21 protein-coding genes and 1 tRNA gene are annotated in these 26,768 nt (G+C 60.0%); 14 read left to right on the top strand and 8 right to left on the bottom strand.

Annotation, left to right across the window (positions count from 1 at the left end; translation table 11 throughout):
• Nucleotides 1-764: 764 nt before the first annotated feature.
• The 3 genes from OA90_RS04395 to OA90_RS04385 all read right to left on the bottom strand — a co-directional run bounded on the left by OA90_RS04395 (nt 765) and on the right by OA90_RS04385 (nt 4,442).
• On the bottom strand, nt 765-2,159 hold the full coding sequence (locus OA90_RS04395; protein ID WP_068407642.1) for an aspartate aminotransferase family protein: 1,395 nt from the start codon (nt 2,157-2,159) through the stop codon (nt 765-767).
• Between the two features lie 30 nt (nt 2,160-2,189).
• A complete protein-coding gene (locus tag OA90_RS04390; RefSeq protein WP_068407639.1) occupies nt 2,190-3,596 on the bottom strand; it encodes a glutamine synthetase family protein in 1,407 nt (468 codons plus the stop codon).
• A 141-nt stretch (nt 3,597-3,737) separates the two neighbouring features.
• Nucleotides 3,738-4,442, bottom strand: a complete 705-nt coding sequence (locus OA90_RS04385; RefSeq protein WP_208985961.1) for a GntR family transcriptional regulator — start codon at nt 4,440-4,442, stop codon at nt 3,738-3,740.
• Between the two features lie 164 nt (nt 4,443-4,606).
• Here OA90_RS04385 and OA90_RS04380 point away from each other — a divergent pair, with 164 nt between their 5' ends.
• From OA90_RS04380 to OA90_RS04360, 5 genes are all read left to right on the top strand, one after another.
• On the top strand, nt 4,607-5,995 hold the full coding sequence (locus tag OA90_RS04380) for a glutamine synthetase family protein (protein WP_068407636.1): 1,389 nt from the start codon (nt 4,607-4,609) through the stop codon (nt 5,993-5,995).
• A gap of 152 nt (nt 5,996-6,147) precedes the next feature.
• Nucleotides 6,148-7,242: a polyamine ABC transporter substrate-binding protein gene (locus tag OA90_RS04375; protein WP_199823604.1), complete on the top strand. Its 1,095-nt coding sequence runs from the start codon at nt 6,148-6,150 to the stop codon at nt 7,240-7,242.
• An 81-nt stretch (nt 7,243-7,323) separates the two neighbouring features.
• Entirely contained in the window at nt 7,324-8,484 is a 1,161-nt protein-coding gene (locus tag OA90_RS04370; RefSeq protein WP_068407633.1) for an ABC transporter ATP-binding protein, read from the top strand.
• Between the two features lie 7 nt (nt 8,485-8,491).
• Nucleotides 8,492-9,412: an ABC transporter permease subunit gene (locus OA90_RS04365; protein WP_068407630.1), complete on the top strand. Its 921-nt coding sequence runs from the start codon at nt 8,492-8,494 to the stop codon at nt 9,410-9,412.
• A complete protein-coding gene (locus tag OA90_RS04360; protein WP_068407628.1) occupies nt 9,409-10,233 on the top strand; it encodes an ABC transporter permease in 825 nt (274 codons plus the stop codon). Before OA90_RS04365 ends, OA90_RS04360 begins: the two co-directional genes overlap by 4 nt.
• A 20-nt stretch (nt 10,234-10,253) precedes the next feature.
• On the opposite strand, the gene OA90_RS04355 is transcribed toward OA90_RS04360, so the two are convergent.
• On the bottom strand, nt 10,254-10,496 hold the full coding sequence (locus OA90_RS04355) for a DUF6460 domain-containing protein (protein WP_068407625.1): 243 nt from the start codon (nt 10,494-10,496) through the stop codon (nt 10,254-10,256).
• 235 nt (nt 10,497-10,731) lie between these two features.
• On the opposite strand from OA90_RS04355, the gene OA90_RS04350 reads away from it, so the two are divergent.
• Both OA90_RS04350 and OA90_RS04345 read left to right on the top strand, forming a co-directional pair.
• A complete protein-coding gene (locus tag OA90_RS04350) occupies nt 10,732-11,427 on the top strand; it encodes a CoA transferase subunit A (RefSeq protein WP_068407622.1) in 696 nt (231 codons plus the stop codon).
• 12 nt (nt 11,428-11,439) lie between these two features.
• Complete coding sequence (locus tag OA90_RS04345; RefSeq protein WP_068407620.1) at nt 11,440-12,066, top strand: CoA transferase subunit B; 627 nt, start codon at nt 11,440-11,442, stop codon at nt 12,064-12,066.
• A 117-nt stretch (nt 12,067-12,183) separates the two neighbouring features.
• On the opposite strand, the gene ftsH is transcribed toward OA90_RS04345, so the two are convergent.
• The 4 genes from ftsH to OA90_RS29430 all read right to left on the bottom strand — a co-directional run bounded on the left by ftsH (nt 12,184) and on the right by OA90_RS29430 (nt 21,742).
• On the bottom strand, nt 12,184-14,019 hold the full coding sequence (gene ftsH, locus OA90_RS04340; RefSeq protein ID WP_068407617.1) for an ATP-dependent zinc metalloprotease FtsH: 1,836 nt from the start codon (nt 14,017-14,019) through the stop codon (nt 12,184-12,186).
• 102 nt (nt 14,020-14,121) lie between these two features.
• Entirely contained in the window at nt 14,122-15,810 is a 1,689-nt protein-coding gene (locus OA90_RS04335) for an iron ABC transporter permease (protein WP_068407613.1), read from the bottom strand.
• 115 nt (nt 15,811-15,925) lie between these two features.
• A complete protein-coding gene (locus tag OA90_RS04330; protein WP_082836828.1) occupies nt 15,926-16,969 on the bottom strand; it encodes a Fe(3+) ABC transporter substrate-binding protein in 1,044 nt (347 codons plus the stop codon).
• 303 nt (nt 16,970-17,272) lie between these two features.
• Nucleotides 17,273-21,742 carry an ATP-binding protein gene (locus tag OA90_RS29430; RefSeq protein WP_068407610.1) on the bottom strand — a complete coding sequence of 1,490 codons (4,470 nt, stop codon included), beginning with the start codon at nt 21,740-21,742 and terminating at the stop codon, nt 17,273-17,275.
• 548 nt (nt 21,743-22,290) lie between these two features.
• Between OA90_RS29430 and OA90_RS04315 the strand changes: the two genes are divergently transcribed.
• The 7 genes from OA90_RS04315 to OA90_RS04285 all read left to right on the top strand — a co-directional run bounded on the left by OA90_RS04315 (nt 22,291) and on the right by OA90_RS04285 (nt 26,757).
• Nucleotides 22,291-22,677 carry a phasin gene (locus OA90_RS04315; protein ID WP_068407604.1) on the top strand — a complete coding sequence of 129 codons (387 nt, stop codon included), beginning with the start codon at nt 22,291-22,293 and terminating at the stop codon, nt 22,675-22,677.
• A 374-nt stretch (nt 22,678-23,051) separates the two neighbouring features.
• Nucleotides 23,052-23,564: a phasin gene (locus OA90_RS04310; RefSeq protein ID WP_068407601.1), complete on the top strand. Its 513-nt coding sequence runs from the start codon at nt 23,052-23,054 to the stop codon at nt 23,562-23,564.
• A 190-nt stretch (nt 23,565-23,754) separates the two neighbouring features.
• A tRNA-His gene (locus tag OA90_RS04305) sits at nt 23,755-23,831 on the top strand.
• A gap of 214 nt (nt 23,832-24,045) precedes the next feature.
• Nucleotides 24,046-24,531: a hypothetical protein gene (locus OA90_RS04300; RefSeq protein ID WP_068407939.1), complete on the top strand. Its 486-nt coding sequence runs from the start codon at nt 24,046-24,048 to the stop codon at nt 24,529-24,531.
• 249 nt (nt 24,532-24,780) lie between these two features.
• Nucleotides 24,781-25,608: a sulfite exporter TauE/SafE family protein gene (locus OA90_RS04295; protein ID WP_068407929.1), complete on the top strand. Its 828-nt coding sequence runs from the start codon at nt 24,781-24,783 to the stop codon at nt 25,606-25,608.
• 134 nt (nt 25,609-25,742) lie between these two features.
• Nucleotides 25,743-26,444 carry an AzlC family ABC transporter permease gene (locus OA90_RS04290; protein WP_068407598.1) on the top strand — a complete coding sequence of 234 codons (702 nt, stop codon included), beginning with the start codon at nt 25,743-25,745 and terminating at the stop codon, nt 26,442-26,444.
• Complete coding sequence (locus OA90_RS04285; RefSeq protein WP_068407596.1) at nt 26,437-26,757, top strand: AzlD domain-containing protein; 321 nt, start codon at nt 26,437-26,439, stop codon at nt 26,755-26,757. Before OA90_RS04290 ends, OA90_RS04285 begins: the two co-directional genes overlap by 8 nt.
• The last annotated feature ends 11 nt before the right edge of the window (nt 26,758-26,768 follow it).

The raw sequence follows: 26,768 nt of genomic DNA, 5'->3' as shown, positions 1-26,768 counted from the left end.
GCGCTTCGCCTGAACAAACTGTGTCCGTGTCTGAACCGGTAATTGAAGCTGAGCCGGTTGACGTTGTCGTATAATCGGGGTGTTCGGCTTCTCTCAGATTGTCTCGCAGCTTTGTGAACCGAGCTTGCAGCTAACAGCTGCTTTGCAGAACGGACCAAGAATCACCGAACTTCCGGTTTGGGGGTGTTTGGGAGCTGCCGACGATTACCGCGGCGGTTCTGCTGGCCTGCGAAGTCAATCGGCTGATAGCACAGCAAGAGGAGAACGAAGCTGCTTGATCTGAGGCAAGTCTTGAGGTGAGGGGCAATACCGACGTTCGTTCGTGGTGCGGCGAAACGCGGTTTTATGCCTGAAGGGTGCGAAGATTTTTCAGCGGAGGCTCTAGCTCACAGGCAGCCGTTGGCAAACAATAGTGCATTCCCGCCGTTGTCCATTGAATGCGCCGAGACGAATGGTCGGGCGAGAATGTCGTGCATTCAAAATGTCAGCTATGGGCCGGAAGTTACAGTGAACCAGCTCAGTGCGAATGTCCGCGTAGGTAACTTGTGTGTTCGCAAGCCGCCAGTCGGCAGTCGGCACCTTTCCGGTCATTCGTTCTCAGCGCAATGAACGCCTTCTGCCGGCATTCCGCTTCCTCGGTGCGATGCCCGTTGAACGTCCGGATGTAACCTTGTCCGACAGCTCAGGAAAAAGTCGAAAAATAAAACGCCTGCCGAAAAGAGCCGGCCGTCCCCATCTGAAGGGAACCGGCCGGCAGTCTTATGTCAGCCCAGCATGCCTTCCTGTTTCAGGACCTGGAAGGTGCCGTCGAGGGTCTTCTCTACGGTCTTGACGAGAATATCCGCCTCTTCATGGGTGAGCACCAGCGGCGGGGAGATGATCATGCTGTCGCGGACCGCACGCATCACCATGCCGTTTTCGAAGGAGACATCCCGGCAGATGGTGCCGGCTGCGCCCACGTCGCGGAACGGCTTGTGCGGGTTGGTCTTCTCGGGCACCAGTTCCAGTGCGCCCATGAGCCCGGTCATGCGGGCCTCGCCGACCAGAGGATGCTCGCCAAGCTTCAGCCAGCGCTCCTTCAGATACGGGCCGATGTCTGATTTCACCCGCCCGACGAGACCTTCCCGCTCGATGATATCCAGATTGGCAAGCGCTGCCGCGGCGCAGGCCGGATGACCGGAATAGGTATAGCCGTGATTGAAATCCTCACCGGCCAGCATCAGCCCCTCGGCCACCCGGTCGGAGACCAGAACGCCGCCCATCGGCAGATAGCCCGATGTGAGCCCCTTGGCGATGGGCATCAGGTCCGGCTCCATGCCGTAAAAGCCTGACCCGAACCATTCGCCCATGCGGCCGAACCCGCAGATGACTTCGTCGGAAACGAACAGGATGTCACGTTCCTTGAGGATGCGGCGGACTTCCGGCCAGTAGCTGTCCGGCGGGATGATCACGCCGCCAGCGCCCTGGATCGGTTCGGCGATGAAGGCAGCGACCTTGTCTTCACCGAGCTCGTCGATGGCCTGTTCCAGCTTGCGCGCGGCGGCAATGCCGAAGTCATGCGGGCTCATGTCATGGCCTTCGCCGAACCAGTAGGGCTGGTCGATGTGATGCACGCCCGGAACGGGCAGGTCGCCCTGCTTGTGCATGGCCTTCATGCCGCCCAGGCTGGTCCCGGCAAGCGTGGAGCCGTGATAGCCGTTCCAGCGCCCGATGATCACCTTCTTGTCCGGTTTGCCGAGTTTGTCCCAATAGGTGCGCACCATGCGGAACACGGTGTCGTTGGCCTCCGAGCCGGAGGAGCAGTAAAACACCCTGTTGATGTGCGCGGGCGCCAGTTTGGCAAGCTTTTCGGAAAGCGCGACGGCGGGCGGATGGGTCGTCTTGAAGAAGGTGTTGTAGTAGGACAGCTCGACCATCTGCTTGTGCACGGCATCGGCGATCTCGGTACGGCCGTGACCCACCTGCACGCACCAAAGGCCCGCCATGCCGTCCAGAACTTCCTTGCCGTTGGAATCCCGCAACCACACGCCGTCGGCACTGGTGATGATCCGGGTGCCTTCCGCATTCAGCGCCTTCATGTCGGAGAAGGGGTGCCAGTGGTGGGCGGCGTCAAGGTCTTGCAGGGCCTTGGTCGGATAAATATTGGAATGGGCCGTCATGGCGGAAGCTCCGGATAAAGGTGGACGGGATCAGACGTTGAGCAGCAGGTATTCCCGCTCCCAGGGGCTGATCACGGACATGAAGGTTTCGAATTCTTCGTATTTGATCGCCCGGTAGGTGGCGACGAACTGCTCGCCGAACACCTCGATCATCTCGTCGGCCTTTTCGAATTTGCCGAGAGCTTCAGGCAGCCCGCGCGGCAGGGACTTGGCTCTGTCGGTACAGTCGTCGGCCTTGGGGGCGTCCGGCTTCAATCCGTTGACGATGCCCAGGTAGCCGCAGGCCAGGCTTGCCGCGATGGCCAGATACGGATTGGCGTCGGAGCCGGGGATGCGGTTTTCCAGCCGCCGGGCTTGCGGGTCGGAATAAGGCACGCGCAGGCCGACGGTCCGGTTGTCGTATCCCCAGTAGACATTGACCGGCGACGTCGAGGTTTTCGAGAACCGCCGGTAGGAGTTGACGTAAGGCGCCATGATGCAGGTCACCTTCGGCAGATACTTCTGGTGACCGGCGATGAAGGACAGAAACAGGGGTGTTTCCTCGCCGTCTTCGCCGGCAAAAATATTCAGCCCGGTTTCCTTGTCGACCAGAGACTGGTGGATATGCATGGCCGAACCGGGCTGATGCGACATCGGCTTGGACATGAAGGTGGCATACATTTCGTGCCGCAGCGCGGCTTCACGGATGGTGCGCTTGAACAGGAAGACCTGGTCGGCCAGCGCCAGCGGATTGCCGTGGCGCAGGTTGATCTCCATCTGCGCGGCGCCTTCCTCGTGGATCATGGTGTCGATCTCGAGGCCCTGCTGTTCCGACAGGTCGTAGATGTCGTCGATAAGGTCGTCGAACTCATTGAGCGCGGAAATCGAATAGGACTGGCGGCCGACTTCCGGGCGGCCGGAGCGGCCCCGCGGCGGCTCGAGCGGGTAGTCCGGATCGGTGTTGGGCCGCACCAGGTAGAACTCGATTTCCGGGGCAATCACCGGTTCCCAGCCCTTGTCCTCATAGAGTTTCAGGACCCGCTTCAAGACGTTGCGCGGGGCGGTTTCAAGCGGGTCGCCTCCCCGTGTATAGGCATCGTGAATGAGCTGTGCGGTCGGATCGCTTTCCCAGGGAACCGTGGTCAGCGTGCTGTAGTCCGGCCGGAAATACAGGTCGCCGTCTGTGGCGTTATGCTGAAACCGGTCGTCGTCTTCCGGATAGTCTCCCGAAATCGTCTGGGCGAAGATGGATGCCGGCATGGTCATCACGGGACCGGAAAAGAACTTTCCGGTCGGCATCATCTTGCCGCGCGCGACGCCGGCGATATCGGGAACGATGCACTCGATGTCCTGAATGTTGCGCGCGTTCAGCCATTCCCGCGCGGCATCGACATCCGGCACGCCGCGCAGGCTTTCCGACGGATTCTGGATTTCACTGGCAGGTGTGTCTGCAGTCACGGGAGGCTCCAATTGTTAGTCACCGGAAAGGAAAACGGTCCGGGACGATGACCGATCACCCATCCTGTGTCCGGCGCCCTTGCAAGGCAGCAGGATTTTGTGATCACAAAATGACACGGTACGGGAAAGGGATCAACACCCTCATGTGCCGGCGAGAATTTCCTTACCCAATATGCCCATGCCCTGGGAGATATCGGCAGCGATGGCAACGCGCAAGGCTTGTTTGTCGCGCAGTTTGATGGCCCGGATGGCTTCCTTGTGCCGGTCCACAAGACTGGCGGTGCCGACCCGGCCGTAAACCGTGCGCATGAAAGGAGCGAATTGCAGCCAGAGACTGTCGATCAGGGGCAGCAGGACTTTCGAGCCGGTCGCCCGGTAGATGCTGAAATGGAAGGCGTGGTTCAGCCGCATATAGGCTTCCGCATCGCCGCTGACGAGGCACCGGTCGATATCGTCGTCGATGGACTGCAGATCGCCCGCGGCGCCGGCGGTCAGGTGGGGGAGGGCCAGTTCGGCAAGTTCAGGCTCCAGCAGAAGACGTGCCTTGAGCACCTCGTCGAAACGGGCGGGTGTCATGTCCGGCACCTGGACGCGGCCGTTGGGTTTGACTTCCAGTGCATTTTCCGCCGCGAGCCGCTGGAGAACCTCGCGCACCGGCATCGGGCTGACGCCGAGTTCCGCCGCGAGCCCCCGGATCGTCACCGCCTTTCCGGGAATGAAGCGCCCGGTCAGCAGACCTGTGCGGATCGCCGCGTCCACCTGCTCACGGGTCGCACCGCGTGAGGTTGCTTGTCTGGTCTCGGTCTTTGCCGGTCCGGATTTGAGAGCGGAACGCCGAATGGGCAATGATGCTTTCCTCGCAGGGTGAAAAAGATGGTTTTCCATGATCCGTCTTGACAGGCTCAGGCGAAAGTGATCACATTTTTGCAAGGCACGCAAACAAAAGCGGACCGCCGGTCAACAGGAGCGTTCCGGCAAGGGCCGCCGATACAGGGGCAAACAGACTCTCAATGAACGAGCTTCCCCACCAGACTCTTGAGCATCCCGCCGAACCGGGATGGAAAGCCGACTTCAACGCCTTCATGGCCGAACACCCGGATCTGGACACTCTGGAAGTTGTCCTGCCCGATACCAACGGTGTCCTGCGCGGCAAATGGTTGCCCGGCAAGGCGCTGCCGAAAGTGTTTGAAGGCGGCGTCGCCTTTCCCTATTCGCTTTTCGGTCTGGATGTCTGGGGCCGCGAGGTCGAGGCCACCGGCATGCATCTGGAGACGGGCGACAAGGACGGTGTCTGCTGGCCGATCCCCGAAACGCTCAAGCTCGTGCCCTGGGCCGATCGCAAGACCGCCCAGGTGCTGCTGTCCATGTATGACCGGGACGGGCAACCCTTTCCTGCGGACCCGCGTCACGTCCTGAAAACCTCGGTGGAGCGGCTGAGGGAAGAATTCGGCGTCACCGCGACCTGCGCCTTCGAGCTGGAATTCTACCTGTTCGAGGAAAGTGACGGCGACTGGACGGAGCAGCCCAAGCCGCTGTTTGCAACCCACCTGGGTCCAGCCCGCCAGAACATGTACGCGCTCTCAGACCTGGAAGCGCTGCTGCCCGTGGTCGACGATCTGCGCAGGGCCTGCGATGCCCAGGGCATTCCGGCCGACGCCGCCGTGTCCGAAGCGGCTCCGGGCCAGTTCGAGCTGAATCTGCACCACCGGCGCGATCCGCTGTTGGCGGCCGACGATGTGGTGCTGCTGCGCAGGCTGGTGGCCGGTGTCGCGCGCAAGCACGAACTCAAGGCCTCCTTCATGGCCAAGCCCTTCGTGCAGTGGCCGGGCAATGGCATGCACGTGCATGTCTCCATGGAGGACAACAACGGCAATCTGTTCGCCGATCCCGACAAGGGGGGCGAGCAGCTCGGTTACGCGATCAACGGCCTGTTGAAGACAATGCCGGAAGCCTTGCTGATGTTCATCTCCACCTTCAACGGGTTCCGCCGCATGCAGCCGGGGTCTTATGCACCGGCGTCGATTTGCTGGGGCTATGACAACCGCTCGGTCGCCCTGCGCGTTCCGGCCTCCACGCCGGAAGCGGCGCGTGTCGAACACCGCATCGCCGGCGCCGACGCCAACCCCTACCTTGTGCTGACCGGCATTCTCGAGGGTATGATGGAAGGCCTGCGGCTGAAGAAGGACCCGCCGGCTCCGATTGCCGGCAACGCCTATGAAAAGCGCAGGAAACGTCTCACCCCGTGGATGGATGAGGCCATCGATGCCTTTGAGGCGTCCAAGCTGATGAAAAAGGCGGTCGGCAAGGAGATGCACAAGGTGCTGACCGAGATCAAACGGGAAGAACTGAACGAATTCGGACGTGAGATTTCCTCTCTGGAACGCCAGACCTATTTGTGATGCAGTTGCTGCTCAAAATAGGCGCTGGACAAAAAACCGGACCACCGTCAGAGTTCGGGAAAGCCAAGTCGAGACAAGTGTCTATGGCCGTTTGAATTAGAAAAACAGGACCGGAATCAGGTCACCGCAAATCTCTGAAGGGGAGTTACAATATGTCACTGAAATCCATTTTGACCGGTGCAGCCGCGCTCAGCCTGCTGGGCGGCGCGGCCTTTGCCCAGGACCGTGAAGTCAGGGTCTATAACTGGTCAGACTACATCGACGAGTCGATCCTCGAGGATTTTACCAAGGAAACCGGAATTGAAGTCGTCTATGACGTCTTCGACAGCAACGAAGTGCTGGAAACCAAGCTGCTGGCCGGCGGAACCGGCTACGATATCGTCGTGCCTACGGGTACCTTCCTTGCGCGCCAGATCCAGGCAGGCGTGTTCGCCGAACTTGACAAATCCAAGCTGCCCAACCTGTCCAACATGTGGACGGACATCGAGGAGCGGGTTGAGAAGTATGATCCGGGCAACGCTTATTCCATCAATTACATGTGGGGCACCACCGGCCTCGGCTACAATGTGGAGAAGGTGAAGGCCGCCCTTGGCGAGGACGCACCGGTCGACAGCTGGGACCTCTTCTTCAAACCGGAGAACATGGAAAAGCTGGCGGACTGCGGCGTGTATGTTCTGGATGCGCCGACCGAGATGTTCCCGGCCGCGCTCAAGTATCTCGGGCTTGACCCGGACAGCAAGGATCCGGCGGAAATCGAAAAGGCGGGCGAACTGCTTACGTCCATCCGCCCCTATATTCAGAAATTCCATTCGTCCGAATATATCAACGCCCTGGCCAACGGCGATATCTGCCTCGCGGTCGGCTGGTCCGGCGATGTGCTTCAGGCCCGTGACCGCGCCGCGGAGGCCGACAACGGCGTGACCGTGGAATATGCCATTCCCAAGGAAGGCGCGCTGATGTGGTTCGACCAGATGGCGATCCCGGCCGACGCGCCGCACAGCGACGAAGCGCATGAGTTCCTGAACTACATCATGCGTCCGGACGTCATGGCGAAGGCGTCCAACTACGTCTATTACGCCAATGGCAACAAGGCGTCCCAGGAACTCCTCAACGACGACGTCATCGGCGATCCGGCGATCTATCCCAGCGAGGAAGCGGTGAAGAACCTTTACACCGTGACCCCCTATCCGCCGAAGGTGAACCGGATTGTCACCCGCACCTGGACAACGGTGAAAAGCGGCCAGTAGGTCCTTGAGGCAGGACCGGGCTTTCAACGCAAAGCCCGGTCGGCCGCTGACTTCAAAATTCTCTTAGGGGCGGGGATTGTTGTGGCAAAGAAATCGATAGGACCTGTGCGCCGGGAATACACCCCTTGGGAAAATCCCGAGCATCCCCCCTTCATCGAGTTCCGTGAAGTCACCAAGAAATTCGGTGATTTCACCGCGGTCGACAATCTCTCCCTGAAAATCTACGAACGCGAGTTTTTCGCGCTGCTCGGCGGCTCGGGGTGCGGCAAGACGACCCTGATGCGCATGCTGGCCGGGTTCGAAACGCCGACATCGGGACAGATCTTTCTGGACGGACAGGATCTGGCCGGCATTCCGGCTTACCGCCGTCCCTCTAACATGATGTTCCAGTCCTATGCGCTGTTCCCGCATATGAGCGTTGAAAAGAACATCGCTTTCGGTCTGAAGCAGGACAAGCTGGATGCCGCGGAGATCGGCGATCGCGTCGGGGAGATGTTGCGGCTCACCAAACTTGAGCAGTTCGCCAAGCGCAGGCCGCACCAGCTTTCCGGCGGTCAGCGCCAGCGTGTGGCGCTTGCCAGGTCCCTTGCCAAACGCCCCAAGGTCCTGCTGCTGGACGAACCGCTCGGCGCGCTCGACAGAAAACTGCGCGAGGAAACCCAGTTCGAGCTGATGAACCTGCAGGAAGAGCTCAAGATGACCTTCCTGATCGTCACCCACGACCAGGAAGAGGCGATGACCGTCGCCGACCGGATCGCGGTGATGGACAAGGGCAAACTGGTCCAGGTGGCGACACCGGCGGAAATCTACGAAGCGCCGAATTCCAGGTTCGTGGCCGATTTTATCGGCGACGTGAACCTCATCGCAGCTACGGTCGCCGGGAAGTCCAGGGAGGGCACACGGCTTGAATCCGTTTGCCGGGGCTTCGCCATCGAGACAAATCAGGAAACAGATGCAGGTGTCGGCGACACGGTCTGGTACGCCATCCGGCCCGAAAAGGTCCGCATCGCGCACGGCCGCCGCGAGAAGGGCGCCGCCAATCAGGTCGATGGCCTGGTCTGGGACATTGCCTATCTCGGCGACGTATCGATCATCCATTCGAAGGTCGGCGAGGTCGAAAAGGACACAATCTTGCGGGCCACCTTCGCCAATGTCTCGCGCATGGTGGAAAATCCCATCACCTGGGACGACGAGGTGGTCCTCTCTTTCGACCGCGACGCCGGCGTCATCTTGAGGGGGTGAGAGAACGATGGATGCACCCGTCCCCGTAAAGAGATCCCTTGGAGGCTGGGCGCTGATCGCGGTGCCTTATGTCTGGCTGCTGATCTTCTTCCTGGCGCCGTTCCTGATCGTCTTCAAGATCTCGCTCTCGCAGATCGCGGTCGCCATCCCGCCTTATTTGCCGGCATTCGATCTTGCCTCCGGATGGCAGGCCTTTTTCGAAAAGCTGGGTGAACTGTCGTTCGAAAACTATCTCTGGCTGACGGAAGATGACCTCTACTGGAAATCCTATGTTTCCTCGGTGGTTATCGCGGGCATCTCGACGCTGCTGACATTGCTGATCGGCTATCCGATCGCCTATGGCATGGCCCGCAGTCCCCAGTCGCTTCGCCCGACGCTGCTGATGCTGGTGATCCTGCCCTTCTGGACCAGCTTCCTGATCCGCGTTTATGCCTGGATCGGCATCCTCAAGAATGAAGGTCTGCTCAATCAGCTTCTGTTGTCGCTGGGCCTGATCGACGAACCTCTCGTCATTCTCAACACCAACATCGCGGTCTATATCGGTATCGTCTATTCCTATCTGCCGTTTCTGGTCCTGCCGCTCTACGCGAGCCTGGAGCGGCTCGACGGCAGTCTGCTGGAAGCCGCCGAGGACCTCGGTTGCCCGCCCTGGCTGGCCTTCTGGAAAATCACCCTGCCTCTCTCGCTTCCCGGGGTGATCGCCGGATGTTTCCTGGTGTTCATTCCTGCCGTTGGCGAGTTCGTCATCCCCGATCTGCTCGGCGGTTCCGATACGCTGATGATCGGCAAGACGCTGTGGACCGAGTTCTTCAACAACCGTGACTGGCCGGTCTCTTCCGCCGTTGCCGTGATCCTGCTGATGATCCTGGTGATCCCGATCGTCCTCTTCCAGAACCAGCAGCAGAAAATTGCGGAGAAAGAGGCATGACGCGCGGCCCCTCCTGGTTCAATGTGACTTCTCTTGTCGTGGGTTTTTCGTTTCTGTACCTGCCCATCGTTCTCCTGGTGATCTACTCCTTCAACAAGAGCCGGCTTGTCACCGTCTGGGGCGGGTTCTCCGTCGAGTGGTACGTGTCTCTGCTGCACAACGAGCAGCTTCTGGACGCGGCCTGGGTGACCCTCAGGGTGGCCTTTGTCTCCGCCAGCGTCGCGACAGTCCTCGGTACCGCGGCGGCGCTCGTTCTGGTCCGCTCCGGCCGCTTCTTCGGACGCTCGCTGTTCTCCGGCATGATCTTCGCGCCGCTGGTGATGCCCGAAGTCATTCTCGGCCTGTCGCTGCTGCTGTTGTTCGTGGCGATGGATCAGTCGCGGGGGTTCTGGACCGTGATCCTGGCGCACACCACATTCGCCATGTGTTACGTCGCCGTCGTCGTGCAGTCACGGCTGGTCGGCTTCGACAAATCCATCGAGGAGGCCGCGGAAGATCTCGGTTGTCCGCCGGTCAAGACGTTCTTCCAGATCACCCTGCCGATCATTCTGCCCGGCGTCGTTGCGGGCTGGATGCTGGCCTTCACCCTTTCGCTTGACGATCTGGTCGTTGCCAGCTTCACGACCGGACCGGGAGCGACGACCCTGCCCATGAAAATCTATTCCCAGGTCAGGCTCGGCGTGACGCCGGAAATCAATGCCGTGTGCACCATTCTCGTTGTGCTGGTCACCATCGGCGTGATCGCCGCCTCCCTCGCGACCCGGCGGCAGCAGGTTCAAAAGGAACGGGACGAGCGGGCGGCGTTCGGGGCGGAGGACTGACGGGTCTGCAGATGCCGCAATCAGGTGCTTGGCGGCCTGAAAAGGTAAATTATCAGCCAGACGGGCACGACGATGAACGCCCCGAGGATCATGTTCGGGATCGCCCAGTCGATGAAGAGATTGAGATAGACCCAAAGCGCCATGGGGCTGAGACCGACATAACCCAGGATGTCATCCGCCGAGATATCGATGAGCGACAGTCCGGCGCCGACAAGCAGCGAGAAGACGGCGATCTTGATAACTGTCGAGAGGAACTGGTACACGGGCCATGGTATCTTTCTTGAAGGCGTTCTTTCCTCTTACCATATTCTGCCCGGCAGAAAACCGGGGAGATCTCAGCACAGGCGATAGTCCGCTTCGCAGGAAATCATGGATTGTCCGGATTCTGACGGAGCGTTCATGTTTTTCGCTGCAATGCATCAAAGAGATCTTGACCGGACGGGGGCAAGCGGTAAATGTGCCGCCCATGCGCCTAACGACACGGATTGGGAGTGACACATGAACAAAATCTACCCGGATGCGAAGGCAGCCTTGGAGGGGCTGACCTTTGACGGCATGACGGTGATGGCCGGCGGCTTCGGTCTTTGCGGTATTCCGGAAAACCTGATTACCGCGCTGCGCGACTCCGGAGCCGGCAACATCACCGCCATTTCCAACAATGCCGGTGTGGACGATTTCGGTCTCGGCCTTCTGCTTCAGACACGCCAGATCAAGAAAATGGTGTCGTCCTATGTCGGCGAAAACGCCACATTCGAAAAGCAGTACCTGAACGGTGAGCTGGAACTGGAATTCAATCCGCAGGGCACGCTTGCCGAACGGATCCGCGCCGGCGGTGCCGGTATTCCCGGTTTCTACACCAAGACCGGTGTCGGTACGCTGATCGCGGAAGGCAAGGAACACAAGGATTTCAACGGCGAAACCTACATCCTTGAAACCGGTCTCGTCGCGGACGTCGCACTGGTCAAGGCCTGGAAGGCCGACAAGGAAGGCAATCTTGTCTACCGCAAGACCGCGCGCAACTTCAATCCGATGATGGCGACGGCGGGAAAGACCTGCGTGGTGGAAGTGGAAGAACTCGTCGAGATCGGTGAACTCGATGCGGACAACATCCACACCGCGGGGATCTTCGTCGACCGGATCATCGTCGGCAATCACGAAAAACGCATCGAAAAGCGCACCACGCGCGCAGCCTGAGGAGGACCCATCATGGCCTGGACACGTGATGATATGGCTAAGCGCGCCGCGCAAGAGCTTGAAGACGGCTTTTATGTGAACCTGGGTATCGGTATTCCGACCCTGGTGTCGAACTATATTCCCGATGGCGTTCATGTGACCTTGCAGTCGGAAAACGGCATGCTCGGCATGGGTCCGTTCCCCACCGACGATGAAGTCGACGCCGACCTCATCAACGCGGGCAAGCAGACCATCACAGAACTGCCGCAAACCAGTTTCTTCTCCTCCGCCGACAGCTTCGGCATGATCCGCGGCGGTCACATCGATCTGTCGATTCTGGGGGCAATGGAGGTCTCGCAGAGCGGTGACCTGGCCAACTGGATGATCCCGGGAAAGATGGTCAAGGGCATGGGCGGTGCCATGGATCTGGTCGCCGGCGTCAAGCGCGTCGTGGTGATCATGGATCACACGTCCAAGGCGGGCGATCCGAAACTCCTGAAGGAATGCTCCCTGCCGCTCACGGGCGTGAAATGCGTTGACCGGATCATCACGAATTTCGGTGTCTTCGACGTGAGCGACGACGGCCTGAAAGTCGTCGAACTCGCACCGGATGTGACGCTGGAAGAGGTGAAGGCAAGCACGCAGGCCACTCTTCTGTAAAGGAAAGCGGATTCGGTTTACTGCAGACAGGATGCCACAGGAAACTGAACGGTATCCTGAAACCGACTGCAGATCCCTCAATCGGAGCGCCGGTGTCATGCACCGGCGCTCTTTTCGTCATACCGCAGCGCTGGACTCGGCGTCTTTCGTGCGTTCGGAAACAGGGCGTATGGGCGGAAAGTCCCGGTCGGTCAGCGTTTCCCGGTCAAGCAGCAGCTGCGCTCCTTCGTCCAGTTCCTTGCGACGGCCGTTCAACAGTTCCTTTGCGTGGGTAAAAGCCGCTTCCACACGCGCCTTGATCGCAAGGTCGATTTCCCGCTGGGTCTCTTCGGACACTTCGGTGACGTCACCGGCGGGCTGTCCCAGAAAGTTCTGTCTCTGTGAGGAATAGACGCGGTTGCCGAGCGCGGTTTCCATGCCGTAGCGCATGACCATGTCCCGGGCGACTTCCGTCACCTTCTGCAGGTCATCCGACGCGCCCGTGGAAATTTCTCCAAAGACGATATCTTCCGCCGCCCGTCCGCCCATCAGCACGGTCATCCTGTTCTCCAGGTCTCTGGTGGTGAGAAGGAACCGGTCTTCCGTCGGTCGCTGCATGGTGTAACCCAGCGCGCCGATACCGCGCGGAATGATCGAGATCTTGTGCACCGGATCGCAGCCCTCCAGGTTCGCGGCGACGAGCGCGTGGCCCATCTCGTGATGGGCGACGGTCGTGCGTTCCTTGTCCGACAGGATCCTGCTGCGTTTTTCGATCCCCGCGATCACCCTTTCGATGGCTTCGTTGAAATCCTGCAGGGTCACGGCATCCGCGTTCCGCCGGGTTGCGAGCAGGGCCGCCTCGTTCACCAGTGTTGCAAGATCCGCACCGGAAAAGCCGGCCGTGAGTTGGGCGACCTGATCGAGATCCGTTTCGGGAGACAGTGTGATTTTCTTGACATGCACGTCGAGGATTGCGCGGCGGCCGGTCTTCTCGGGGCGATCGACAAGTACCTGCCTGTCGAAGCGGCCGGCCCGCAACAGGGCAGGATCGAGGATCTCCGGCCGGTTTGTGGCCGCCAGCAGGATAATGCCGCTGGAGGGGTCGAAGCCGTCCAGTTCGGTCAGCAGCTGGTTGAGCGTCTGTTCCTTTTCATCGTTCGTCGCCATCGGACCGCTTGCCCTGGCGCGGCCGAGCGCGTCGAGCTCGTCAATGAAGATGATCGCGGGAGCCGCCTTGCGGGCCTGGTCGAACAGGTCGCGCACACGCGCCGCGCCGACACCGACGAACATCTCGACGAATTCAGAGCCGGAAATCGAGAAGAAAGGAACGCCGGCCTCCCCGGCAACCGCGCGCGCCATCAGCGTCTTGCCGGTTCCCGGTGGCCCGACCAGAAGGATACCTTTGGGCACATGCGCGCCCAGGCGTCCATATGAGGTTGGATCCTTCAGGAAATCGACAACTTCCTGAAGCTCGCGTTTGGCCTCGTCGACACCCGCGACATTTTCAAAGCGGACGGAAACATCGGTTTCCACAAAGACCTTGGCCTTGGATTTACCGACGGTCATCATGCCGCCGAAACCCTGTTTCTCGGCCAATCGGCGAATGAAGAACATCCACAGGCCGAACAGCAGCAGCACCGGCAGGACCCAGGACAGGATGTCCCGTATAAGCGTGTTCTGCACGACGCCGGTAAACTTCACGTCGTATTTGCTGAGCTCGTCGGCTAGCGGAATATCGACGCGAGTGGTGACGAAATACTGTTTGCCGTCCTTCAGAGGGTCCTTGAACTTGCCTCTGATGGTGTTCTCCTCAACCGAGATTTCGTCAATCTTCTTGTCTTTGAGATATTGCTCGAACTCACTGTAGGGGATGGGCTCGACGGTCTTGTAGGTGGTCCACCAGCTCTGGAAGACGAACACCATCGTCATCGCCGCAAAAGCGTACCAAAGATTGATCTGATGCTTTTTTTCCATCGAAAACGTGTCCCGGAAGATGCAGGCAGGAAGAGTTGCAAGAGTGCGGCCATTGGGTCGCCTTGATCAGGTGCTGTCAAGACATTGCGGCGGTCGAATTGTTCAGACAACCGGTCCGGGCTGGCGCTTTGAAAGCTTCGTCCTGAAGGAGGAAGCACTGGAGCGGGCGAGGTAGATAACCGGTATGAGGCCGACCAGCACAATCGCCAGCGACGGCAGGGCGGCTTCCTCGAAGGCTTCACGGGACGCCGCTTCGAAGACGGTGGTTGCCAGGGTCTCGAAGTTGAATGGCCTCAGGAGGATCGTCGCCGGCAGTTCCTTCATGCAGTCGACAAAACTGAGCAGCGCGGCCGACAGCAGCACGGGTTTCAGGATAGGCAGATGTATCTGGCCGAGTGTCTGGAAGCTGTCGCGGCCGAGCGTGCGTGCGGCCATGTCCAGATGCGGCGTGATACGGCCGAAGCCACCTTCCACCTGGCCGTAGGAAACGGCGAGAAAACGAACCACATAGGCATATACCAGACCCGTACCGCTGCCCAGCAACAGCAGGCCGGTATTGATGCCGAACCAGGTTTCCATGCGGCCGTCGAGGAAATTGTCGAATTGTGCGAGCGGGATCAGGATGCCGATCGCCAGAACGGTTCCGGGTATCGCATAGCCGATGGAGGCGAGGCGTACCGCTGTGCGCAGGGCACCCCTGTTGTTGAGACGCAGCGCATAGGCCAGCGAAACGGAGATGACGACGGTGAGGAGCGCTGCGACGGCGGCGAGGCTGAAACTGTTCCAGACGGTTTCCAGAAACCCGCCGGACCAGAAATCATCCAGCCGCCGGCTGGCCCGGTCGGCCAGAAGAAGACCCGGAACGACAAAGCCGACAAGGATCGGCAGCAGGCACAAGACAAGCGCGAGCAGAGCCTGCCAACCGCCCAGGTCGAAGCGCGTCGGCGGATGGCTTTTGCTGCCGCCGCCTGCATCGAACCGCTGCTTGCGGCGGCCGAAGCGCTCCAGCCAGAGCAGAAAAAACACCATCAGCAGCATGGCCAGCGCCAGCTGGGCGGCAGCGCCCAGGCTGGAGCGGTTCAACCACGTGTCATAGACGGAGAAGGTCAGCGTCCGGACGCCGAAAAAGGTGACCGCGCCGATATCGTTCAGGCATTCCATCAGCGCCAGCGAAATGCCGATCGCGATCGCCGGACGGGCGAGCGGCAGCGCGATGCGGAAGAACAGCCGGTAGGGCGAGGCCCCGAGCGTACGGGACACATCCAGTGTCGAAGCCGACTGGATGAGGAAACTGGCCCTGGTGGTGAGATAGACATAAGGGTAGAGCACTGCACCCATGACGAAGATAGCCCCTCCAAGGGAGCGTATCTCCGGAAACCAGTAGTCGCGCGAGGTGGTGAAGCCGAAGATATCGCGGATCAGCCCCTGGACGGGTCCGGTATATTCGAGCACCTCCACATAGGAAAACGCGACGATATAGGTCGGAACGGCGAGCGGCACCAGAAGGGCCCAGTCCATGATTTTCCGGCCTGGAAAATTGCACATGGTCACGAGCCAGGCCGTGCCGACGCCAACAACCCCGGTTATCAGTCCGACACCGAGCATCAACAGCAACGTGGTCCAGAATGCCCCCGGCAGCACCGTCCGGATCAAATGACTCCAGACATCGCCTGACGGTGTCAGGGAGATCCACACAATGGCGCCCAGCGGCAGCAACACAAGAGCCGCGATAAAGAGTGCCGCGATCTGCCAGAAACGATCGACAAGGGAAAGGGTGGGCGTGCGCAGCAAATCGGGACTGTTCGTTGGGGAAGATCTGCAGAAGCTGTAATAGTTATTGCGTCAAAAAGCAAAAAGCGCCGTGCTTTTACACACGGCGCTTTGCATCACTGATTGCTGCTGAAACTCAGGAGGACGGGCCGTCGTCGAAACCGACCTTGTCGACGAGTTCACTCGCGGTCTTGCGGTTCTTGGCGACATCCGCCAGCGCAATCGGGTCCTTCTTGATCTCGCCCCAGCTTTTCACGCGCTCGGAAACTTCCACGCCCGGCTTGACCGGGTATTCGTGGTTGGTTTCCGCGTAGATCTTCTGAGCTTTTTCCGAAGACAGGAATTCGATCAGCTTGACGGCGTTGTCCTTGTTCGGCGCGTTTTTGGTCAGGACGACGCCGGCCAGGTTCACGTGACTGCCGCGATCACCGGAATTCGGGAAGAGGATGCGGACGCTTTCAGCCCATTCCTGCTGCTCGGGTTCTTTCTCATTGGTCTGCATCAGACCCATGTAATAGGTGTTGCCGAGCGCGATGTCGCATTCGCCCGCATAGATTGCCTGAACCTGCGCGCGGTCGTTGCCGGCCGGCTTTCGGGCGAGATTGTCGCGAACGCCTTCCAGCCATTCTTCGGTCTTCTCGGCGCCGTGATGAGCAACCATCGATGCCACCAGGCCGATCGTGTACACATGCTGACCGGAACGGGTGCAGATGCGGCCCTTCCATTTCGGATCGGAGAGTTCCTCATAGGTGATCGTGTCCTGATCGACGCGCTCCCTGGAAGCATAGACGATGCGTGCGCGGTTCGTCAGGCCGATCCAGTGTCCCTCCGGATCGCGGAATTCCACCGGGACATTCTGATTGACGGTCTGTGATGTCACCGGCTGGGAAATGCCGAGCTGCTTGGCGCCGTCCAGGCGGCCGATGTCGACGGTGAGAAGAACATCCGCCGGTGAGTTCGCACCTTCCGCTGCAATCCGTTCGCCAAGGCCTTTGGAGGCGAAGACCACATTGGTGTCGATACCGGTCTCGGCCGTGAATGCGTCCAGAAGCGGCTGGATCAGAAACGGCTGCCGGTAGGAGTAAATATTGACTTCACCGTCAGCGGCTGCCGGTACGGCGGCGAACGCAACTGAAGTCAGGGCGAGGGCACCCGTAAGTGCTTGGATCGTGGCACGCATATTTTTCTCCCAGAAATCCTGCCACCTGCCGTAAAGGCAAAATGGCATGTTTATTTGAGCGAGAATATGTCGCGAAGGGGGTGGCAAGTCAATAAACACAGCAAAATCAACAGTTTAGAATTATTCAAAACTAACTGGAGGATTGTACTCCACTATATTTCGAAAAAGTGATTAGAAAACAAGAGTTTAAACATCAACTTTAGTTCATGCCCCGGTGGTTTTCTCCGGCGCGATCACGAAAATGTTTGATCGCGCCATGCGGCGCCCGGGGTCCGGTGCCGGACTGAACCGCTTGGCCGGCTGTTATTCCGACAGAACCCGCTGGGTTGGAAAGACGATCTCCACGAGCGTGCCCTGATCCGGTGTGGAGTCGATATGAAAGCTCGCCCGGTTGGCTTCAACCAGCGCCTTGGTCAGGGGCAGTCCGAGACCTGTGCCCCCGCCGCGGCTCGCGGTGTGAAGCTGGCGGAACGGTTCGAGCGCCGCCGCGAGCTGCTTGGCCGTCATGCCGGTTCCTGTATCGCGGACCCTGAGCGCAACCTCGCCGTTGATCTCCAGCGCCGTGGACAGGATCACCTGGCCACCGGACTTGTTGTATTTGATTGCATTGGACAGAAGATTGAGCACGATCTGACGGAGGGAGCGTGGATCGGCCACCACGTCCGGCACGGATTCCGGCAGACTGGCGCGAATGATGATGCGTTCCCGGTTTGCCTGCGGCTGCATCAGCGCCACGCATTCGTTGATCACGTCATTTGTCGACACCGCCGAGAACTTCAGGTCCAGCTTGCCGGCCTCGATCTTGGAGAGATCCAGCAGATCGTTGATCAGGCTCATGATATGCGAACCGGACGTGCGGATGTCCTTCAGGTAGTCCTTGTAGCGGTCATTGCCGATAGGGCCGAACCGCTCTTCCATCATGACCTCGGAAAACCCGATGATCGCATTCAGCGGAGTGCGGATTTCGTGGCTGATCTTGGCCAGAAAGTCGGATTTCTGCGAACTGGCATTCTCCGCCTGGCGCTTGGCCTGCGTCAACTCCTCTTCCGCCGTCTTCCACTGCGTTATGTCGCGCAGCACCGCGCAGTACTTCGCGTCGTCCTTGCTGTTGGTGATCCGGCCTATGGTCATGAACAGTGGAATGAGGCCGCCCGCCGGAACCTTGCCGAGCACTTCCCGCCCATCGTTGAGGATGCTGGCGACACCGTTGCGCGTAAGGCCGTCCAGATAGTCCGCAGCGGCCCGGTGGCTTTCCGGCGCCAGAAATTCGGTGAGCGGCGCGCCGATCATGTCGGAGCGGTTGGCGCTGAACAACGCTTCGGCGGAGCCGTTGACCTTGAGGATGTTGCCGGTCTGATCAAGAACCAGAACTCCGTCCGTCGCCGTTTCCAGGATTGTGTCCATTTCGGCGATCTGGCCGCGGGCGCTTTCCAGTTCGGAGCGCACTTCGGCGAAAAAGTTCGGCGCCGACTGTGGGCTGGCGGCCACGGGCGCCTGTTTGACCTGGCGCTCCGTTATGGAGATCATCAGTCCACGGCTGCCGTTCCATGGAACGGAGTGCATATGCGCATCGACGGTCAGTACGCCGCCACCGGCAAGACGCATCTTCATCGCTTCATCGACTTCACCGTCCATGCCGACGGCATCGGGAAGATCTTCGGTGTCGTCAATGAACAGTGCTTCAAGTCCGCCCGCCTCGCAAAGTGCGGCGACCGACTTGTAACCGAGCATGCCGAGGAGAACCTTGTTGGCATAGAGCACTTCGCGGTCATGCACGACCGCGATGCCGATCGGTAGCCGGTCGAGCAGGCTTGGGTCGATCGGGCCTGCTTGCGGTTCTTCCTGCGGCAGGTCGTCGATCTCGGGGCCATCGGATCCGTCGAAGTCGACAAGGTCGCCTTCAAGCCGGGCCCCGAGAGCTTCTGCGATCTTGCGGAAGGCCTGACGTTCCGGGCGCGAAAGGCTGGATGTGTCGACCGGGACGACACGGGGTCTTGCAGTCGCGAGCGGGATGACTTTTCCGGTCGGTCTGTGCGGTTCCTGAGCGGGGTCGTCACTGTCATCAACCGCCGGATCCGATGTCCCTTCTTCGGTCACAAACGCGGCGGTTTCCTCATAAAAGTCGCGCTCGTCGTCGCTGCTGTCATCCGTTTCCAGTTCAGCGGCCGCGTCCCCGGTTTTCCGGCCGTCCTCTTCGATGATGTCGAAATTGGCCTCTTCCAGAGGGGGAGCCGGTTCGTACCGGTCGTCTTCCGCAGCCTCTTCGGCGGGGGTCTCGTCGGCAGCTTGTGTCCTGGCAGGGCCATTGTCCCGTTCCGTGACCGGCGCGGATGTACCGTTCGAGGCAGCGTCTTCCCGGTCAAACAGATCACGCGATTTCTTTTTCGCCATGTCGGAGTTTTTCGCCAGCGACCGGACCGCGTTTTCAATTTCCGCAGGTTCCAGGGGGGCGGAACCGGCTATCCCGATGGGTTCCTCCTCAGCGGGGCCTTCTTCGGCGGAAGATGCGCCGACGCTCAGCGAAACGTCCGGCTCCAAGAGATCCGGGGCGTCCGTTTCTGACGCGGTGTCACTGTAATCGGTGTCTGCGTCCGGGGCTTCATTCACGCGAGTATCCGCTGGGACGGAGCTGGTTTCGTCGAAAGCCGGTTCCTCCGGAAGGGCAGTACCGGTCTCAAGCGCTTTCAGCTTGTCGTCCAGCGAAGCCGCGACGCGCCGGGTGTCTTCGTAGTCCTCGTCGCTCTCGGACAACTGCTCCGGTGCTTCCGCCTCTTCCGGTTTTTCGTTGTCTTCGGCGGGGGGCTTCGATGCGGGCGTTCCGGTGAATCTGGCAAGGGACCCGACCAGGGCGGCAGCGCTGGCGCCAAGGAATGTCTTTCCGCCGAAACTGTCGGGCTGTGCCGGTTTCAGATCGGCGAGGCTGTCCTTCGGCGCATCGTCAACCTCCTCCGCCGGGGCGGCATTCCCGGCATCCGTCACGACAGTTCGGGCAGAGGCGACAGGCTCATCGTTCGGTCCGAAGTCTTGGTCGCCAGGCGGGTCTTCACTCACACTCTGGTCTTTGCTGTCAGGCAAGTCGTCTTCCCCGGCTCTCTCAGGGTCATCCGGTGCGGCAGCCGGCGCTTCGATATGCGGGCTCCCGCTCGCCTGGCTGTCTATTTCCGAAGCTGCCCCGGCAGTCGCGGCTACATGCTCGACCTGAAGGGGCTCGTCGGTGCCGGCTTCGATCTCCGAACCCGCATCTTCGGCCAAATCGTCTTTGCTTTCGGTCACCGGATTTTCGGTGTTGGACTGCTCGGAGAACGTCTCATCGAATACGGTCAGGGCGGGGCTTAAATGAACGTCCTTGGCTTCAACCGCATCGGCGGTCCGGCAGACGCCGAAACCGCGATAGCCCTCGAACTTCCGGTTGCGGTCAAAGGCGGGCAGGGCGGCCATGTCCACCGGAACCCGGAGCGGGGCACCGCTTACAGGCCAGTCGACCGTCTTGCCGCTCCATGTGTCGCGGCGGTCGAGCGCTCGAGCGATGTTGCCGCGCGGATCCAGATCGAATTTTTCCGAAACTTCTTCCCAGGTCAGGCCGACGATATCCGCCGATTCCGGCCCAAGCACTTCAGAGACTTCATCCGACAGAAACGTGAACCGCTGGTCGATGTCCATTTTCCAGGCGAAGCGGACGGGACGGCGGCGCGGACGGAAGACAAACACCTCGCCTTCGTCTGCGACAGGCTGTTCCTCTGAAATGTCCGCAGTCTCCTGCGAAGTGTCTTCTTCTGTCGAGATCACCAGACCCGCGTCCGGTTCTGCGTTCTCTTCAGTCTCGTCACGAGGCGCCGCATCATCGTCACCGGCAAAGTGTTCGTCCCCGGCGGCCAGGCCCGGCACGACGGCTGGAGTTTCCTCCGGAGTGTCCGCGCCCTGGGAGAGGTCCTGGTCTGCTGTGTCCTCAAGCGGGAGAGGCTGTTCGTTTTCAGGAGCCACGGCGCTGTCGGGCTCGTGCCCGCTTTCCGGCTCATCGTTGCCGAAGTCTTCGGAAGCGCCGTTGCCGGTCTCTTGTGTTGCATCGGACGTATCGTCGGGAACAGCCGCCGAAAGCACCGGTTCGGGGGAGGGCACGGAGGCGTCTGTTTCGCCGGTGGCTTCGTCCGCCAGGGCAGCATTGTCCAGAACGATCAGCCGCCGGCCGGTCGCAACTTCCAGCACGACCCCTTCATGGAAGCCGCCGTCAAGTTCCAGCGGGCCGAACAGGGCCTTTTGATCCTCTGGCAGACCCGGATCCTCCAAAGCGCCTTCCAGATCGCCAAGGCGCTCTTCGACTACTTCGCCGGACGTCAGGAAGATCGTCGTTCCGTCACCGGTCAGCATGCGGGCGAAAGCCGCGACGGGCTCGCGCGTCGAGACAAGACCTTTGTCACCGCAGACGATCAGGGCCGCATCCTCGCCGTTTTCCAGCTCGACCCGTCTGCACTGGCACGTAAGAAGCATGACCCTCAGGCCCCGGTAGAACCGCAGGCGATCGATGCTGAATTTGTCCGTCGAACCGGATTGCGCGATGCGGGCAATATGAGGACGCGCCGGAGAGCGCTCCAGAGAGCTGAGGGTGGCAAGGCCGGAAACGGCGGAAACGGAAAAAAACGACGCACCTGCGGCATTCGCCCAGAGGATGCGCGCTCCGTCGGCCGACCAGAGCCAGGCCGCTCTTTTGTCGGCAATCAACTCAACCAGATCATCCATGGCGCACAGTTCCAGGAATGATTGGGTCTGACTGTCCATGGCTCTGCTCCAAACTGGTCTGCAACACCGGTTTACGGTGCACGCGGCTGCCGGATCTGCCTGCATTGGTAAACAACCCGTTAATACAAGCAAACTCACGCGTCGTCCACGTAAAGCATGGTTGTAAAAGGGGTTACGTGAAGGCGTGGTTAATCCGGACGACGAACCTGTAACGGTTGCAGGCCTGATTTCGCCGGACGGAAGTTGTCTTCCGAGGCTCCCGAAAACAACGTTGCGGCACTTTGGGAGGGGAAGAGAATGCCTTGCCGGCCACCCTTGATGCTCTTTCCCGAACGGCCGGATCGGAGTGGCGCGGGGGCTGAGCGCCGGTTTCACACCCTGGTGCTGGGCAATGGAAACGGGACTGCCGTCTACAACTTGGCATTTTGTATCCGGCGGTTTCCCGTCCGCCGGTTCAATCTGTTCGCAGGGGCGCCATCCGGGGACGCAGGTTTGCCGGATCGCCATGTCCATGTTACGTATTTTTTGCAGGAAACGATTTCAGGATTTCCACACACCTATCATCCTGCGACCTCAGGAGCGCCGACATGAGTACAGACAAGAACGGTTTCGAAATCCCCGACCAGATGCGTGAGTTCGCCGACAAGAGTGTCGACCAAGCGCGCAAGGCGTTCGACGATTTCATGGGCGCGACCCAAAAAGCGGTCTCCAATGTGGAAGACAGCGCCAGCGCCGTTCAGGCCGGAGCCGCGGATGTCAACAAGAAGGCCCTGAGCTACGCCGAGGAGCATGTCGACGCCGCTTTCCAGTTTGCTCAGCAACTCGTCAAGGCGGATAACCTTGAGGACATGATGAAGCTCCAGCAGGATTATCTGCGCAGCCAGATGGAAAACCTCGGCGAGCAGGCCCGCGAGTTCTCCAACTCCGCCACCAAGGCGGTCCAGGACGCGGCCAAGGCAACCCAGAAGAAGTAACCGTCTGTCGCTGGCCGATCTTTGCGGGCGGGATGCGATCGCACCGCCCGGGCGTGTCCTCCTGCGCGAGGCGGTCACATTGCATGCACTACTTGGTTCAGACCGCTAGACTGCATGTTCCAGTTGTAGTAAAATAAATGACGACTTGATCAGGACGTGCGGATTGACGCTGCCGGCAGCGGCCTCCGTGCATCATCTCCAGACGGCCTGAAAGCTCTCCCGAATTCATTTTATTGTGCAGTGCAAAAAAATGTTGCAATGCAACAAGGGATGCATTATGTAGAGCCTGCGGATGACGACAGGGTCCGCCGACAAATGTTTCGGCGGAAAGAAATCACACCAATGATCGCATCCGAACTCTAGGAGATGAGATCATGACTGAGACAACCACGACAGCCAAAGCGGCCCCGAAAGCACGTGCAAGCAAAGCCAAAGCGGCTCCTGCCGGTGGTGCTTTCCCGGACTTCGAAGCCTTCGCAATGCCGAAGATGGAAGTTCCTGCCGCGTTCCGTGAAGCCACCGAAAAAGGCATCGAAAACGCACGCGACGCATATGCAAAGGTGAAAACCGCTGCAGAAGACGCAACAGACCTGATGGAAGACACCTTCGAAACGTCCCGCCAGGGCGTTGTCGAGTTCAACCACAAGGCTGTCGATGCGGCCAAGGCGAACACCGATGCGGCGTTCACCTTCTTCAAGGACATCATGTCCGCGAAATCCGTTGCCGAAGCTATCGAACTGCAGTCCACGTTCGCACGTGAGCAGTTCGAAGCCGTGAGCAGCCAGACCAAGGAAATACAGGAAATGGCGACCAAGCTTGGTACCGACGTTTCTGCTCCGGTCAAGGAAGCTTTCGAAAAGTCCTTCAAGGAAATGAAGCTTCACTGAGCTTTTTGAGCTGAACGCTCAAGACGGCTATCAGATGCGATGCCCGGGTTTTTCCCGGGCATTTGCTTTTCAACAGACCGGTTTTTTTCGGAAAATTCAGACTTGCCGGTTTGCAAAAACGGGGTTAGAAGACGCCCTTGCAATCGACGGTTTGGGTCAATATGGTCCGCGCCGTTTTGATGACCCTTAAGCAGACGTAGCTCAGTTGGTTAGAGCGTCGGATTGTGGCTCCGAAGGTCGGTGGTTCGAATCCACTCGTCTGTACCATTTTTATTTGAAATTCGAAGATGCGGACAAGATGATCCGGGACGGTTCCTGACGGGGCCTTCCGGCGCAATTTGCTTCTGCTCAAATGCCGCTCGGGGCTTTCACGCAAATGAAGTTGTGTACCGCCACGCGTCGGGGTTGAATGATCCGGAAAACTGACGTTGGGGAAACTGGTTTGCTTCGGATGAAATCTGTTTCGCGGGAGGAAGTACATATGCAACATGAGGCAAGAGACTTGAGGAGCCGCCTGATCCGGTTGCCAGGACAGTTGCTGGTGGCCATGGTCAATGCAACTGCGGTGCTGGTCATTGTCGCCTGCGTTCTGGTGATCGTCGTGCTGAACCGGGTGGACACAGCAAGTGAACGGATTGCCGGGGACGTAACCGATGCGGCTATCGCCCGCCTGCAGACAACGCCGGCCGAATTCAAAGTCCGCCTGGAGACTCTGGAAGGCCGGATCGCTGAGCTTTCGGAGCGGCTGGCCAACCCGGAATTGCAGGGGCGGGGCGACCTGAACCGGCAACTTACGGAACTGAACAGCAACCTGTCCGGCATTCGGCAGGCTGCCAGAGGCCTTGGCGAAGCCGGGCCGCAGATTACCGCAACCGCTTTCGAGCAGGCTGGCGACATGCTTACCAACGCCCTGTTTGCCCTGCGCGGCTGCGCGCCAGTTTCAGAGCCGGAGGCCCCGTCAAGCTGATGGGGCAAAGCGCCGGCCTGCGTCTCTGCCCGTGTTGCGGGGGAGGGGGCCGATCTGGGCACTGCGCGCAACCGGCTTCCTGCAGGTGAAACGGCGCTGTGGAACGGGTGGATTCTGACGATTTACCCCACCTTCCATCCACATTGCCCGCAAACACGGCTGGAAAAATCCTGCGTGCTGGGCTAAGCGCTGAAGCAACGAATTGGCGTGCCGGACTTGCGCGCAACCGCCGGGAACAAGGATTTCAGCGTGGAAGATCTCAGCCTACTCTCCCTTGGCCTTCTGGCCCTTGCTCTTTTGGCAACCGGTCTGGTGGCGGGGATCATCGCGGGACTGCTCGGGGTTGGGGGCGGGATTGTCATCGTTCCGGTGCTTTTCTACATGTTCACAGCGCTGAAAATTGAATCGTCGGTTCTGATGCATGTGGCGGTTGGAACGTCGCTGGCGACGATCCTGGCAACCGGTGCCGCTTCCGCCCGCGCTCATTACAAACGCGGCAGCGTGGATATGGATCTGCTGAAGAGTTGGTGGTGGGCGATCGCGCTGGGTGTGATTGTCGGAGGGACCGTGGCGGGCAACATTTCCGGTGGTGCGCTGACGCTCGTTTTCGGTATCGTCGCTCTGGCCGTCTCCGCCAACATGCTGTTTCGCAAGAACGGTTCCGCCCTTTCGGAACGCCTTCCGGCAAGCCCCCTGAAGGAGGTGCTTGCCTTCCTGATCGGCGGCATCTCTGTGATGATGGGCATCGGCGGGGGAACACTTGGTGTGCCGACACTCACCCTGTTCAATTACCCGATCCACAAGGCGGTCGGCACGGCGGCGGCTATCGGTCTGATTATCGCGGTGCCGGGAACCTTGCTGTCGATCTACTTCGGCTGGGGTGTCGAGGGCCGTCCGCCGCTGTCGCTCGGCTATGTCAATCTGATCGGTTTGTTGCTGATTATCCCCGTTTCGACCCTGACCGCGCCGCTGGGCGCCAAGATTGCGCACGCGATAGACCCGTCCAAACTCAAGCTGGTCTTCGCGCTGTTCCTTGGCGTTACAGGTCTGCGCATGATCTACGGCGCCGTCTTCTGACGAACGCACCGGGATATGATCAAGGATCGCTGATGGGACGATCAAAAGGTTTCATTGGTCCGGAGCGGGGTTTCGGGAGATAATGCCGGATCTCGCCGCCGCTCTGCTGCGGTCTTCTCAATTCATGGACAACTATGCCTGAGAAAGATGTCACCCTCAGCCTCAAGGGCTGCGTGCGCGGTGCTATGATGTGTGTTCCGGTCTTTCCCGGCATCATCGCGCTCGGCGCCGTGTTCGGCACTGTGGCGGCGCAAAAGGGGCTGACATTCCTCGAAACGCTCTTGATCAATTCGCTGGTCTTCGCCGGCGCCAGCCAGTTCGTCGCCATGGAAGTCTACGGCGATCCGCTCACCTGGGGCTCACTTGTTGCAATGGTCGGCGTCACCGGCGCCGTCAATATGCGCATGCTTCTGATTGGTGCAAGCCTGCGGCCGTGGCTCGGCAGGGTTCCCGCCTATCAGTCCTACCCGGCCTTGTACCTTCTCACCGATCTCAACTGGCTTCTGGCGCTGTCCGAATATGGCAAGGGGGAGCGGGACTGGGGTATCTACCTCGGCAGCGGATTGATCGTCTGGTCGGTGTGGTCGCTCGCGGTCATCCCTGGATATTTTGCCGGCAGCCTGATTGCCGATCCCAAGGCCTTCGGGCTGGATGTGATCCTGCCGGCCTTTTTTGCCGCGCTTCTGATCCCGCTCTGGAAGGGCAAGCGCCAGACCGTGAGCTGGCTGGCCGCAGGCGCCGTCGCAGCTCTGACCTGGTACCTGGTCGGTGGCTACTGGAGCATCTTCACCGGCGCGATCGCAGGCGCGTTCGCAGGGGCGTATCTCGATGACTGACGCCGCATTCTCCGCCGACAGGATGTTTGTTCTGGCCGTGGTCTGCATGGCCATGTTCACCTATGCGCTGAGGGCGGGCGGCTACTGGGTCATGGGCCGTCTGCCAATCACGCCGAGGGTGCGCAGGGGGCTGGAATCCCTGCCCGGAGCAATCATCGTTTCCACGGTGTTGCCTATCGTGCTTCAAGGCGGTCTTGCCGTCGGCCTCTGTCTTATCGTGGCGGCCGCGGTCCAGGTGCGGTTGCGCAAGGAATATATCGCCGTCTTCGCCGCCGCGTCGGCTGCCGCCGGGCTGAGAGCGGCAGGGCTTTAGCGCCTGTCGCG

Source organism: Labrenzia sp. OB1 (genome assembly GCF_001624695.1).
Lineage (GTDB): Bacteria > Pseudomonadota > Alphaproteobacteria > Rhizobiales > Stappiaceae > Roseibium.
Note: the sequence above shows the minus strand (reverse complement) of the source record. Positions and strands in the feature narration are given on the sequence as shown.

Excerpts from the sequence above, each read along its gene's own strand:
- OA90_RS04395 (WP_068407642.1), bottom strand. The coding sequence starts at position 2,159 with ATGACGGCCCATTCCAATATTTATCCGACCAAGGCCCTGCAAGACCTT.
- OA90_RS04380 (WP_068407636.1), top strand. The coding sequence starts at position 4,607 with ATGAACGAGCTTCCCCACCAGACTCTTGAGCATCCCGCCGAACCGGGA.
- OA90_RS04375 (WP_199823604.1), top strand. The coding sequence starts at position 6,148 with ATGTCACTGAAATCCATTTTGACCGGTGCAGCCGCGCTCAGCCTGCTG.
- OA90_RS04365 (WP_068407630.1), top strand. The coding sequence starts at position 8,492 with ATGGATGCACCCGTCCCCGTAAAGAGATCCCTTGGAGGCTGGGCGCTG.
- OA90_RS04360 (WP_068407628.1), top strand. The coding sequence starts at position 9,409 with ATGACGCGCGGCCCCTCCTGGTTCAATGTGACTTCTCTTGTCGTGGGT.
- OA90_RS04350 (WP_068407622.1), top strand. The coding sequence starts at position 10,732 with ATGAACAAAATCTACCCGGATGCGAAGGCAGCCTTGGAGGGGCTGACC.
- OA90_RS04345 (WP_068407620.1), top strand. The coding sequence starts at position 11,440 with ATGGCCTGGACACGTGATGATATGGCTAAGCGCGCCGCGCAAGAGCTT.
- ftsH (WP_068407617.1), bottom strand. The coding sequence starts at position 14,019 with ATGGAAAAAAAGCATCAGATCAATCTTTGGTACGCTTTTGCGGCGATG.
- OA90_RS04330 (WP_082836828.1), bottom strand. The coding sequence starts at position 16,969 with ATGCGTGCCACGATCCAAGCACTTACGGGTGCCCTCGCCCTGACTTCA.
- OA90_RS29430 (WP_068407610.1), bottom strand. The coding sequence starts at position 21,742 with ATGGACAGTCAGACCCAATCATTCCTGGAACTGTGCGCCATGGATGAT.
- OA90_RS04315 (WP_068407604.1), top strand. The coding sequence starts at position 22,291 with ATGAGTACAGACAAGAACGGTTTCGAAATCCCCGACCAGATGCGTGAG.
- OA90_RS04310 (WP_068407601.1), top strand. The coding sequence starts at position 23,052 with ATGACTGAGACAACCACGACAGCCAAAGCGGCCCCGAAAGCACGTGCA.
- OA90_RS04300 (WP_068407939.1), top strand. The coding sequence starts at position 24,046 with ATGCAACATGAGGCAAGAGACTTGAGGAGCCGCCTGATCCGGTTGCCA.
- OA90_RS04290 (WP_068407598.1), top strand. The coding sequence starts at position 25,743 with ATGCCTGAGAAAGATGTCACCCTCAGCCTCAAGGGCTGCGTGCGCGGT.
- OA90_RS04285 (WP_068407596.1), top strand. The coding sequence starts at position 26,437 with ATGACTGACGCCGCATTCTCCGCCGACAGGATGTTTGTTCTGGCCGTG.